This window comes from Tolypothrix campylonemoides VB511288_2 (assembly GCF_045999855.1).
Taxonomy (GTDB): Bacteria; Cyanobacteriota; Cyanobacteriia; order Cyanobacteriales; family Nostocaceae; genus Scytonema; species Scytonema bouteillei_A.
This window is the reverse complement of sequence record NZ_JBFPMW010000002.1, coordinates 486,495-498,922: the sequence shown is the minus strand read 5'-3', so window position 1 is coordinate 498,922 and position 12,428 is coordinate 486,495. Positions and strand designations below refer to the sequence as shown.

Annotated in this window: 13 protein-coding genes; 2 read left to right on the top strand and 11 right to left on the bottom strand. The window is 39.8% G+C overall.

Translation table 11 applies throughout. The annotated features are described in order from the left end of the window. Positions 1-170: 170 nt before the first annotated feature. The 5 genes from AB0756_RS06585 to AB0756_RS06565 all read right to left on the bottom strand — a co-directional run bounded on the left by AB0756_RS06585 (position 171) and on the right by AB0756_RS06565 (position 2,799). Positions 171-626 carry a hypothetical protein gene (locus AB0756_RS06585; RefSeq protein WP_038074510.1) on the bottom strand — a complete coding sequence of 152 codons (456 nt, stop codon included), beginning with the start codon at positions 624-626 and terminating at the stop codon, positions 171-173. A gap of 331 nt (positions 627-957) precedes the next feature. Then, positions 958-1,374 (bottom strand): hypothetical protein, encoded by a 417-nt coding sequence (locus AB0756_RS06580; RefSeq protein WP_202048591.1) that lies wholly within the window; start codon positions 1,372-1,374, stop codon positions 958-960. 193 nt (positions 1,375-1,567) lie between these two features. Next, positions 1,568-1,738, bottom strand: a complete 171-nt coding sequence (locus AB0756_RS06575) for a hypothetical protein (RefSeq protein WP_153021526.1) — start codon at positions 1,736-1,738, stop codon at positions 1,568-1,570. Positions 1,739-1,793: 55 nt separating this feature from the next. Next, entirely contained in the window at positions 1,794-2,114 is a 321-nt protein-coding gene (locus AB0756_RS06570) for a hypothetical protein (RefSeq protein ID WP_038074829.1), read from the bottom strand. Positions 2,115-2,205: 91 nt separating this feature from the next. Continuing rightward, the gene (locus AB0756_RS06565; protein WP_408019782.1) at positions 2,206-2,799 is read right to left on the bottom strand and encodes a hypothetical protein; all 594 of its coding nucleotides are present in this window, start codon (positions 2,797-2,799) and stop codon (positions 2,206-2,208) included. 594 nt (positions 2,800-3,393) lie between these two features. On the opposite strand from AB0756_RS06565, the gene AB0756_RS06560 reads away from it, so the two are divergent. Next, positions 3,394-3,786 (top strand): GlcG/HbpS family heme-binding protein, encoded by a 393-nt coding sequence (locus tag AB0756_RS06560; protein ID WP_038074516.1) that lies wholly within the window; start codon positions 3,394-3,396, stop codon positions 3,784-3,786. Between the two features lie 427 nt (positions 3,787-4,213). On the opposite strand, the gene AB0756_RS06555 is transcribed toward AB0756_RS06560, so the two are convergent. Further along, positions 4,214-5,353, bottom strand: a complete 1,140-nt coding sequence (locus AB0756_RS06555; protein WP_237265884.1) for an RNA-guided endonuclease InsQ/TnpB family protein — start codon at positions 5,351-5,353, stop codon at positions 4,214-4,216. Next, positions 5,326-5,463 carry a hypothetical protein gene (locus AB0756_RS06550; RefSeq protein WP_162002295.1) on the bottom strand — a complete coding sequence of 46 codons (138 nt, stop codon included), beginning with the start codon at positions 5,461-5,463 and terminating at the stop codon, positions 5,326-5,328. Before AB0756_RS06550 ends, AB0756_RS06555 begins: the two co-directional genes overlap by 28 nt. A 178-nt stretch (positions 5,464-5,641) precedes the next feature. On the opposite strand from AB0756_RS06550, the gene AB0756_RS06545 reads away from it, so the two are divergent. After that, complete coding sequence (locus AB0756_RS06545) at positions 5,642-8,518, top strand: tetratricopeptide repeat protein (RefSeq protein ID WP_082051804.1); 2,877 nt, start codon at positions 5,642-5,644, stop codon at positions 8,516-8,518. Between the two features lie 112 nt (positions 8,519-8,630). On the opposite strand, the gene AB0756_RS06540 is transcribed toward AB0756_RS06545, so the two are convergent. From AB0756_RS06540 to AB0756_RS06525, 4 genes are all read right to left on the bottom strand, one after another. Further along, on the bottom strand, positions 8,631-9,320 hold the full coding sequence (locus AB0756_RS06540; RefSeq protein ID WP_038088410.1) for an SDR family NAD(P)-dependent oxidoreductase: 690 nt from the start codon (positions 9,318-9,320) through the stop codon (positions 8,631-8,633). 102 nt (positions 9,321-9,422) lie between these two features. Continuing rightward, complete coding sequence (gene modA, locus AB0756_RS06535) at positions 9,423-10,220, bottom strand: molybdate ABC transporter substrate-binding protein (RefSeq protein WP_038088407.1); 798 nt, start codon at positions 10,218-10,220, stop codon at positions 9,423-9,425. A gap of 462 nt (positions 10,221-10,682) precedes the next feature. Then, on the bottom strand, positions 10,683-11,735 hold the full coding sequence (gene hisC, locus AB0756_RS06530) for a histidinol-phosphate transaminase (RefSeq protein ID WP_038088404.1): 1,053 nt from the start codon (positions 11,733-11,735) through the stop codon (positions 10,683-10,685). A 20-nt stretch (positions 11,736-11,755) separates the two neighbouring features. After that, positions 11,756-12,427: an HAD family hydrolase gene (locus tag AB0756_RS06525; RefSeq protein ID WP_038088401.1), complete on the bottom strand. Its 672-nt coding sequence runs from the start codon at positions 12,425-12,427 to the stop codon at positions 11,756-11,758. Position 12,428 lies beyond the last annotated feature (1 nt).

Sequence of the window (12,428 nt, the reverse complement as noted above, 5' to 3'; positions counted from 1 at the left end):
CGTTTTTCATATATTACTAGCGGTGATTTTCGCGGCTAGTCAGAGGCTTATATCTTGTACCTGTAAAATTAAACGAGTCAAATAATTCTTGCTCTTCTATAGGAGTCCTATTTGATTTCTTTTAGCAGACGAATTTTCTGAGTCGGGGGATGGAGAACACCAAATATTTCTTATTTTTGAGATTGAGGAGATATTAGCGCTTCTTTTACTTCAGCAAAAGCTGTTTCTATGTTTGTGCGTAATTCTTGCTCATCTAATACGCCCTTAAATACTTCATATCTTTCTGCTGTAACTACTACTCTAACAGGTTTACCAAGTCTTCTGAGCCTTTGTGGCTGAACATCAAGATCGTCTCCCCATTGATAATCTAAATTTCTAAAATCAACAACTAAGCCACTAATTTTTTCAGGTAACTCAATATCACAAAATTCATTAATGCGCCACTTAATAAAAAGTGCGTCGTCACTTCCACTAGAGCCAGCTAAATAAGTGCCAATAAAAACTATTAAACCTACTAATATTTGAGTTTTTGGTAATTTACATATATAGTATTTGGTTTCTATATGACTAATATCGAGAGAAATTTCTGTAAAATTTTGTAAAATTTTATCATCATTTTGAGACATATATAGTAATCCTAAATCATTTGTAAAAAAATTGGATTGCTAATGGCTAATAGCTAATTGCTTTTTGACCATTAGCTATTAGCCCTTTGGGTTCGCCAGTCCCCAGGGCTGGTCTCACCATTAGCAGTCTTGACTCTTATTCTTATATTTCATTTAGGACTGCTATATATTCCAAACACTAACGATGAAAGAGAATAAAAGAGCCAGGTTCAAGAGAATCTAATAAGTTTTTTTGTAACAAAGTGGTTAATGCTCAACAAATTGCTTAACGTGACTTTCTACATGAATGCTACTCGAATGCTTCTTACACCTAAAAACTCAAAATCTTAATTTAGGGTGCTAGTTCAATTGATTCAATTGCCACTACACAAGGCGCAACTATACTGGCTGCGTCACGTGGATATGGAGGCATTATCGGCAAAATTTTGCCTACTACCACAACTCGTTTATTTTCAAATTGGGCAATTTCGTTAGACGATCTAATAGCTTTTGAATGCCACGGTGGATAAAAAAATATTTTACCACCATCATCCAAAACTATTAAAACATGACCTTTATATTGAGGTGGTGGAGTTTGCCTATATCTTACATCTACTTGCCTGTATTTCCCAATCACACGTACTGGTATGCCTACTGTTCCTGCATCTATGCTTTGTTTCATTATGTTATCATCACCACTGACATCAAACCGAGCATCATAGTGTTCATCTATATCATCTTTTATCCTGATAGTCGGCAGTTGGGTCATAATCTTCTCGCGGTTTGTCAAATTTAAAGTAAGAATTTGGTGAAATTGGCAACTTGCTATTCCTATATTCCCAATAAGTAAACAAATAGTTTACTCAAACCCAATAATGTACTTTGGATTATATTCCGAATTTAATCTGTCATAATTTTATTAGCTGACTACTAGAAGCGTTCTGTCTCATCCAACCTAGTCATCAAAGATAATTAGCAGGGAATTGTGGTGATTCTATCAGATAACTTGGATCGAGATGAGCATGAAGTAGTGCTTGACGTAAACACTCTGCTTCTGCCTCGATTAGATCGATAGAATGGATACTGCCGCGATCGCGCAACCGCAAGATGGGACGAGTGCCTATCTCAGACATCCTCTAAAGAAGACCTCTTTTTTGAGAAACTAATATAGCTTATTAACATTTTTATTTACCAATCTTTTTGGAGAAAAAAACTGCCATAAATTATCGATAGCTCAAAGATGTCTGTTGTAATTACAGCTGCTTTCTGATGAGATTCTACACCCAGAGAAAAGCCGATTAAGTCAGCTTCCATTTCATGTAATTTCTCTGAGTCATGCACAGTCCACATTATGTCGCGACAATCCTGAAAAACTAGCACATACGGCAAGCGCTCAGTAGGATTGTAGACACACTCAATCAACACTTTATTTCCCCATAGAGATACCATCACACTTGTAATTAGCGATGTTTGTCCACCCAGTTTAAATAAATAATAATCATCTGGCATATTTATTTAATTACTCATCTTTTCTCCATTATGAAGCTTTCTGGGTATTTCATTGCCAAATTCGTCTCGCATATCCCATCCAACCCAATCATCAAAGATAATTAGCAGGGAATTGTGGTGATTCTATCAGATAACTTGGATCGAGATGAGCATGAAGTAGTGCTTGACGTAAACACTCTGCTTCTGCCTCGATTAGATCGATAGAATGGATACTGCCGTAATCACGCAACCGTAAGATGGGACGAGTGCCTGCGTATAAATCCAAATCTTCAACCGGACATAACTCACCAGTAACTGCCTTTTGCGATGGTAGAGTTTTTGTAAGTTTCTGCACAAATTCGTCACGGGGTTCTCCTTTTACCTCAATTATTTGTTTTGGTATTTCACCTACATTTAATGTAATGTTCTCTGCTAGGGTGGCAAATTGTTTCACACTATTTTGGAGAGTAGTCGCAATCGCATTGCTATTGATATCCGTGGAGTCAGAAGACGATTGCGAAATTATCGTTACCTTTCCCAGTGAACGAAGTTGTGCCTCATCTTCCGGAATGTCGTAAATATCCGGTATCAACTTCATAACGAAGCTATCACTTCTAGAAGCCGCCCAAACGAGAGTAACTCGATAAACTGCTAAACGTGTTTCCAATTCAGTATGAGAGCGAAGATACAACCTGTAGTAAGCCATATTTATAATTACAATTGGTTGATTTTTTAGACTGAGGGTTCGCCGCTTTCTGTAATCCAATCTAAAATTAGCAATCTGCAAGAGGGACATGCAGTTTTAGCTTCTACTCTTACAACCAGTATAGATGAGGTTAAAGATACTCAAGCAAATACTCAACCAGTTACCCAAAGAAATACTCAAGTAGATACTCCAATAGCTACTTAAGCTAGAAAAGTATCAAATAAATCTAATGCTAAGACATCAAATAGTAACAGTACTCGTACAAATACTGATAAGACTACCCAAAAAGAAAAAGGTGCTTTAGCCGCTGTTTCAGAGATGAATCAAAGCAAAAAACCCTTAATTTGTAAGCATTGTGGAATTGTGGCAGTTCACAAGCTTTATGGCTCAAGGAAAAATAAAAGTACTGGAGAAGTTGTACCTCGGCATCAATCTATAAATTGTGGAAAAACTTTTTACAAAGACGCTAGTAAAAGTAGCAGGTGCCAAATACAATAGTAAAAATAAACTAAAAATCAGTTTTTAGCGCGATTGGAGAGGTACGGCACCTATAAAATTATATATGATTATTTACTATATAACTGCAAAAAATTGATGTTAACTCTACTTCAAGCAGAAAATATCTGTAATAAAGCACTAGCAAAAGCCGAGGAATTAAAAACTCCAGTCTCAATTGTAATTTTAGACTTTGGCGGTCATGTAGTCTTAAGTAAAAGAATGGACAATGCTTCTTACCTGACTTTAGAAGTTGCCCAAAATAAAGCCACAATTTCGGTTATTTTTAAAACTCCAACTCATATTATGGGCGAGATTGTCAAAAAAGTGCCTGACATTAAAGAATCTATTAACATAATTCCAGGTAAAGCCATTTTGCTACCTGGAGGCTTTCCAATTATGCAAGATAATATTTGTATTGGGGCTATTGGAATTTCAGGAGGAGATTTAGAAACTGATAAAGCTATTGCAATAGCAGGAATTGCTATTTGATTGAATTAAGGATAATTACGCGGAAATCACATCCTAGTGGTTTGCAACCCCATCATCAATAGCTTTCCTAAGTTTTTCGGGCACGTTTCTATCTATCAATCCACACCTTTTCAATGTCGGTTGCTCTCAGGTAAGCTGCGGCTAAAGCCAGCTGTTTATCTCTGACTGATTGGCAGGAACGCGATCGGGTAACAGGCACCTGCAAGTTATAAACATTACCAAGATTACGAATAATATAGGAGTTATATTGCTAACTTTCTGGGAACTTCATATTCTCACTGCTATGTCAACTCGTCAGTACTAACCGCTCCGAAATACCTATGCAAAGCTATTCAGTACTAGGTGGTAGCGTTATTTACCTAATAACAGCCTTGCTGATTTCTTCCTGCTTCGTCCTGGGGATGTCGGCATCCTCCAGTCCACAGGCTCATCCCGAAGAGCTTTCGGTGGTAAACGCATATTTCCATAAGTTAATTGCAGCGTTTAAGTCCCTGTCACACTTAAAATTACAAACCTCACAATGGTAGATTCGTTCATCTAATGTGAGGGATTTTTTAAGATGACCACATTTGGAACAGGACTTTGAACTTGGATAAAATCTATCCGCCACAATCAACTTTGTTCCAACCAGTTTACACTTGTACTCTAACTGGCGTCTCAACTCATAAAAACTCATATCCTGCACGGCGGCGGCTAGCTTATGATTTGCCATCATCCCTCTTACATTTAAGTCTTCTATCGTTACAAAGCTGTGGTTTTTGGCTATGTAAGTAGTTAACTTATGCAAGTAATCTTTTCGGAGATTGGCAACTCTTCTATGTAGCCGTGCAATCTGCATTTGTGCTTTTTTCCAATTAGCAGAGCCTTTAACTTTATTCCGGTGTAACCACTGCATTCGGCTTAATTTAGCTTGATGCTGTTTGTCAGCTTTTACTCCTTCAAACACTTTTCCAGTGCTGAGAGTGGCTAATGCTTTAACACCTAAATCTACCCCTACATCGGGATGCATCCACGTTAGGGAGCATCCTGGCTCTAAATCCTTGACCTCTACTTTGTAGCTGATAAACCATCTGTCAGCTTCACGGGAAATCGTACAAGTCTTGATAGGAACGGAAGGTACTTTCTCGTAAGTTTTCAGAATTCCTATTACCGGAACTTGAATTCTTTTCACTCCTTTTACTTTGATTGTCCCTTCCAAGGTAAAAGAATCCTGTTTCCCTTTCTTCTTAAACTTGGGTACTCCCTTTCGTTTTTCCAAGCCATCTTTCCATGCTACTCGCAACGCTCTTAACGCCATTTGCGGTGTGGATTTACTGCATTCGTAATACCACTTATTCTCAGGTTTAACTAGTGCAACTAGCCATTTATGCAATTCAATTGCGCTTGGGAATGGAATTTTATCGTCTGGGTTAACTTTATTGTGCTCTAGGAGCTGCTTGGTTAATCCTAATCCCCAGTTCCAGGCATGACGTGCAACCCCACAATGTTTTAACATCATTGTTCGTTGCCGATTATTTAGCTTTAGTTCGGTTTTAAATCCTAATAACATGGCAACGCTTTCATCCATTCTCGAATTGCTTGTGACTTGTTCGATCCTTGCGCTTCGGCATACTTTTCCAGCTTAGTTAGCTCTAGTTCGGTGAGTAAAACTTTCACCCATTTATCTCGGTGTACCATATTGCCCCTTTTCCTATGTAGTCATATCATGTCTATATTATGACTATCTCACCAGTCGAGAACACCGTATCTGTCCCGAATATAAAATCAAAAAGCTCTGCAATTGTGCCGAGCCCTGCATAGCTTTGCATAGAGATTAAGTTACAGTTACTAGCCCTAGCCCTTTCTCCAAGCGTTTATGAGTCATAGCCCGCGTATCAAAACAATTCTGATTCTGGCTGCCATTCCCCATGGACTACGCTTGGATAAGGAAATTCGTTCAATTGAAGAAGCTATCCGCCGTGCTGCAAAGCGGGATGTCTTCGAGATTAAGATTAGGACTGCTGTCCGTCCTCAAGATATTCGCCGCGCTCTTGCAGAAGAAAAACCCCAAATTGTCCATTTTTGCGGACACGGGCTAGAAGATGGCAGCTTGCTCTTAGAAGACGATTCAGGAGAAAACAAGTCTGTCTTAGCAGAAGGGCTTGCATCACTGTTTCAGTTGCATACAGATTATGTAGAATGCGTACTGCTTAACGCCTGTCATTCTGCTAAACCAGCTAGTGCAATTAGCAAACATATCAATTACGCGATTGGGATGAATCAGCCCATTGGGGATAAGGCAGCACTCGTATTTGCAACTGGGTTTTACGATGGGTTGGGCTATGCAACTTCAGATAATATTGATGTGTATCAAAGGGCTTTTGAGGAAGGTAAGGTTGCAATTCAATTAGAACACCTTTGTGAAGAACAAACTCCAGTTCTTCAAAAAAAACAACGAGAGCTAGTAAAAGCACACTCAAGCAATAGCTCTGCAACATCAACTGAAGTGCTCAAAGCAGGTAACCCTCATAAAACTTTAGCTTATTGGCAGGGACGCACAACAGAGTTACAGCAACTCGAACAGTGGCTACACGATAAAAATATCACTTTAATTGGTATAGAAGGTATTGGGGGTACGGGAAAATCAACACTGGCTAGCAAAATTTATGAAGAAACCAAAGGTTTTCCCAAGCGATTTTGGGCTGATGTGGGTTCTGGAGACGTTTTTAGTGACCTAGCTTATCAAGTTTTAAACTACTTTGGCTATCCTATCCCAGAACGAGAATCACAACTCATAGAAGCTCTCATTAAGTGTTTGCAATCAGGAGATTATTTATTTATAGTTGACAATCTAGAAAGTTTATTACGATCGGATGGACAGTGGCACAGCCAGTTCTATGAAGATTTTTTCAAAGCTTGGGTAGAATGTGGCAGCAGGAGTACAGTCATAGTCACGACTAGGGAACGACCTCAATTACGCGGCGTTGAGTGGTTATCGCTTAGAGGTCTAAACATCGAAGAAGGAACGGCATTACTAGCTCAATTAGGTATTAAAGGAGATTTAGAGGCATTTACCAAGTTAGTGGATGGACATCCCCTGCTGTTGAAATTAGTAGCTTGTTTACTAAAAGAAGAATATCCTCATGACCCTAATTTAGAGTATTTGGTAGATTTAGGGTTAGGAAATTTGCAGCAATTGCTAACCGATGGGCAAGTTGTTGGTCAGCACCGACGGGAAACAGTAGGAATGGCGTTGGTCTTAGATGCTAGCTTCAAGAGATTGAATGATTTTCAAAAAGATCTGTTACTGAATGTTAGTGTTTATCGTGGTTCTTTTGATACTCGAGCGGCAAGTGCTCTCGTACCCCAGCAAGAAGCAACAGCCATTGAGAAAGAATTAAAAAACTTGGTTAAGCGTTCCTTTTTATTAGAAAAACTCAACGAGCAGCGTCAGTTTGAATTTCAACCTGTGGTGGTTGAATATTTGCGGTACAAAGCAGGCGATCAAACTTTAGCACATCAGCAAGCAATCTCTTACTACAAAGAAGTTGCTAAACAACCACCTTGGCAAGCAATTGATGATGTCAAAGCACACCTGGAAATTTTTTATCATTATTATCAACTGAGAGATTACGACAAAGCTTTTGATAGCATTTGGATTTGTAATAATTTCTTAAAATTGCAAGGCTATTACACTGTTCAGGTTGAACTCTGCGAGCAGATGATAGGAGTTTGGGAAAAAACGAGCAGATACGAAAATCAGAAATATCAATCTCTCCTCACCACTTTAGGAACCGCTTACTACTGGCTCGGACAATACCAACAGGCAATCTCAATCCGCCAACAATCTTTGGAGGTAGCTAGGAAAATTGGCGATCGCCAGCTTGAAGCTCAATCTTTACACAATTTAGGCACTGTTTACAATTTACTTGGGCAGTATCAAAGAGCTATGGAACTCTACCAAGAGTCTTTGGAGATAGCAAGAGATCTCCGCGATCGCCAGCACGAGGCTAAATCTTTAAATGGTTTAGGTACTGCTTACTATTGGATGGGGCAGTATCAACAGGCAGTAGAATTCCGCCAGCAATCTTTGGAGATAGCAATCTCAATCGGCGATCGCCAGGGAGTTGCCATTGCCTTAAGCGGTCTGGGTGCTGCTTATAGCTTGCTCGAGCAGTTTCAACAAGCAATAGAATTTCACTCCAAGCAACTGGAAATAGTTAGGGAGCTTGGCGATCGCCAAGGAGAAGCCATTGCTTTGGGTGGGCTGGGTACTGCTTACTGCGGACTTAAAGAGTATCAGCAGGCAATAAAATACCACCAACAGCATCTAGAAATAGCTAAGAAGATTGGAGATCGCCGAGGAGAAGGCATTTCTTTAGGTAATTTAGGCGTCGTTTACTACTGTCTTAAGCAGTACGAACAATCTACAGAATTCTATCAGCAGCAATTAGAAATAGCAACGAAGATCGGTGACCACCAACAATCCGCTAAAGCTTGGTTTAATATTGGTCTTGCATTAGAAAATCTCAATCGAGAATCAGAAGCGATTGATGCTTATCATCATGCCTATAAACTTTATCATCTTCTAGGGATTTATACTTATATGCAAGAGTGCGATCGGCGTATTGAACAACTAACAAGGGCAGAAGCAGCACCGAATATTGCCCCAAATTTACAAAGATGGCTAAGTCACTTGAGGTATTCAAAAGAACAACTATGGCAATATATATTCGCTTGGTTTAAACAGTAAAAATGGATGAGACTCAAACCATATACAAAGCTTGATTTCAAATATTTTCAAACCGTTGAATCTCAATCAAATAACCATCAGTCTTGGTGGGAAAGTGCCAAAACGGGAAAGGTTAAAATCGCTCAACCCAAGGGCGCAATTCGACTTCCCATGTCCAAGCATTGCGAGGTTGACGCAGAATGTTGAGATAAGTTTGAGCAATTGCATCGGGATCGAGCAAGCTATCAGGCTTGTCATCTGGTTCCTGACGTGTAGCAGAACGAATTGCACCATCAATGATGAAATGCGCTACATGGATGTTGTGAGGAGCTAATTCACGAGCAATGCTTTGAGCTAAACCTCGCAAAGCAAATTTACCCATGGCAAAAGGTGCAGATCTAGGATAACCTTTGACGCTAGCGGAAGCACCCGTCAAGAAAATAGCTCCTCCACCCAAAGCCAACATACGTTTCGCCGCCGCCTGAGCTACTAAAAAACCCCCATATGCTGTAATCTCTAAGGATTTGGCTACTTCAATTGGATCGAGTTCAATGAGCGAAGCCGCAATTCGCAAGCTAGGATTGTAAACAACTACCGTTGGTGCTCCCAACTTTTGTTCGACATCATGAAAGAGTTGATTGACTTCATCCGGTTTTGAAGCATCACAGGCAAAACTAATAGCTCCTATGTCCTGGGATAATGCAGTGAGCTTATCAATTCGCCGTGCGGCCAAAGCAACTTTTATCCCTTCGGCTGCAAACAGGCGGGCTAAGGACGCACTGAGTCCACTACCAGCGCCAACGATCAATGCGGTAGTTGTCATTTGCCGATCGTTCCTCGATTTCAGAATTAATACAGTTGGTTACTAGATTTTTAACTTTTTTCTAATAGCCATTGTACGGGACTTCTTACCTAAAGCCTAGAATTATTTCACAATAAATCCATATTTTTTGAGTACGCTCTTAGCTGGGTCGCTAGATAAAAACTTGACAAATCCTTTGGCAGCTTCAACATTTTGGCTGGTTTTGAGTATTGCCAGAGGATAAATAATGGGAGAATAATATTTTCCCTCTGTAGCAACAGCAACTTTTACTTTGTCAGAACTTTTTGCATCAGTGGAATAACCGAGCCCTGCATCAGCATTACCATTTTCTACTGATGCTAAGACTTGTTTGGCATTTTTTTCATAAACGAATTTAGGCTTGACTTTATCGAGAATGCCTAATTTTTTAAACACATCCTGTGCGTATTGACCTGCTGGAACACTTTTAGGATCTCCAATTGCAATTTTCTTAACCTTAGAGTTTGCCAAGGTATAGAAGCTCCTAATGCCAACAGAATTATCTTTAGGTACTATTAAAACTAGCCGATTGTTTGCCAAGATGCTCCGCGTTTTTGGAACTATTAGCCCTTTTTCTTCCAAACCATCGACTTGCTTTTTACTAGTAGAAATAAAAATGTCAGATTGTTTACCCTTTTCAATTTCTTTGGTTAATGCGCCTGAAGCACCAAAGTTATAAGTAATATTGATATTGGGTTGAGTTTGTTGATAGAGAGTTTTTATTTCTTCCAACGCATCTTTTAAACTACCCGCAGCAGAAATAGTTAAGTTGTTGCTTGATTGTGCCACAACGGCAGAGGGACCTGTCAATCGAACGCTAACCGCTAAAAGCAAGCTAACAGTAGCTGTAGAGAGAAGGTTAAAAATTTGTTTTCTTTTCATTTTTCTTAAAGACATGGCTTGCAGAAACGACTTGTTTACAACCTTTGCAGAAATTTTCTGGGTCAGTTGAAGAAAGCAGAGGACAAAATGAGTTTACAGAAAGGGATTCTGACCCATCCTGTATTGAGATGGGCTACAAGCCCTTACCACAAGAGAAAGTTGGCTACTTTTTAATTTAGAAGTCCCCAAACACGTTGAGAGGAATGGCGTCATTACCCACTAATTAGGTTTTCTTTGGGCAATACACACTCACAGTAGCTAAAATTTGTCACAAATCCATGAATGATTTCTACACTATGGCAATTTTAAAATACTAATATTCGATTGAATTACCGTATTTTTAATACATAGTCTCATAATCTTATTCAAAAAACAAGCCTTTTGTAACTGAAATACATAATACGGGCAGTTCAAAAAATGGGTTGCTTTTTAGCTTGGATCGATACCTTTTCTACTGATGCTTTATTTGACCAGGGAAAACAGCGTTTCTACGAGAATGCGATTTTGCTCGTCATTACCAACAGTGATACGTAATTTATCATCCAATCTTGGTTGTTTAAAATAACGCACCAAAATCTTGTGTTCTTTTAACCTTTGAGAAAGTTCCTCTGCATTTCCTTTTCTTGGTTGTACTAGTAAGAAGTTGGTTTGAGAATCCCAAACACGAAAGCCCAATTCTTTCAACTCAATTGCCAGCTTTTTTCGCGATGCTTTAATCTTTGCTATACAAGCATTTTTATAAGCTTGGTCATTCATTGCTGCTGCTCCAAGCGCACAGGCGATCGCATCAACGTTATAGCTATCCTTCACCTTGTATAACGTGCTGAGCAACTTAGGATTTGCGATCGCAAATCCCAACCGCAAACCTGCTAACGAGTATCCCTTGGAAAGGGTTCGGAGTGAGATAACATTGTCAAATTCTTGAGTTAAATCTAATGCATTTTCTTCAGCAAAATCTACATAAGCTTCATCAATCGCTAAAATTCCCGATAAATGAGTTGCAAGTTTTCGGAGATCCTCTATAGGAACCACATGCCCTGAAGGGCTATTAGGAGATGCAATAAATGTTACAGAGCCATTTGCGGCAATCAGTTCCTCCACTGGCAAACGGTAGTCCTCACTGTAAGGAATTTCAACACTTTCTGCAGCTTGCATTTGGGTCAATGTACGGTATAACAGATATGTTGGCACTGGATAGGCTACCTTCCGCCCTGGTTCTGCACAAGCTCGCATCACAACGCTTAACAGTTCATCACTTCCATTTCCAGCAATAATCCAATCAACCGGAACTCCTAAAGCTTGACTTGCTGCTTGGCGAAACTCCCGTGCAAACGCATTTGGGTATCGGCGCAATAGCTCCACATCAAAATTTCGCAGGGCTTCCGTAACTTGAGGAGAGGGAGGATACGGATTCTCATTGCTGTTGAGTTTGATAATTTTGGTATTGGGTTCGATCTGCTCGCTGGGGGTATAAGGAGGTAAGAAGTCGATATTAGAGCGGAAATAGTTCGTCATTTCCCAGCTTGTAGTAGTTGTTAGGAGATTACTTTTAATCTTAAATCCTCAAGCAACATTGGGATATCATCTGGAAGACAAGCGATCGCGTCAGCACCGTTAACCGTTAACTCCTGTTCGGTTCCATAACCATAAGTCACGCCAATCGAAGCAACATTCTGTTGCTTTGCACCAATGATATCGTGAAAGCGATCGCCTACCATAACCGTAGCAGAGGGTGAAAGGTTCTCTTTCTGTAAAATGTAGTGAATCAAATCACCTTTGACACTTCGAGTTCCATCCAGTTCGCTACCATAAACGCCATCGAACAAAGACGACAAGGAAAAATGCTCGATAATGCGCGTAGCATAGATATAGGGTTTTGAAGTCGCAACAAAAGTTTTACAGCCACCAGAGCGAATCGTTTGTAAGGTTTCTGGAATTTGAGGATAAAGCGAATTTTCAAACAACCCAACTGTGGAAAAGCGACTGCGATAAAGTGAAATTGCCCGCTCAAGTCGCTTGTCTTCCGAGGTGTTCAGTAACTGTGAAAAACTCTGTTTCAGTGGAGGACCAATACACCAATGCAAGCGATCGCCATCAGGTGGTTTATAGCCCATTTCAGATAAAGCATACTGAATGCAGCGAGTTATACCAACTTTGGGATCGGTTAATGTCCCGTCTAAATCAAAAAGAACAGCGTAGGAAAGCATA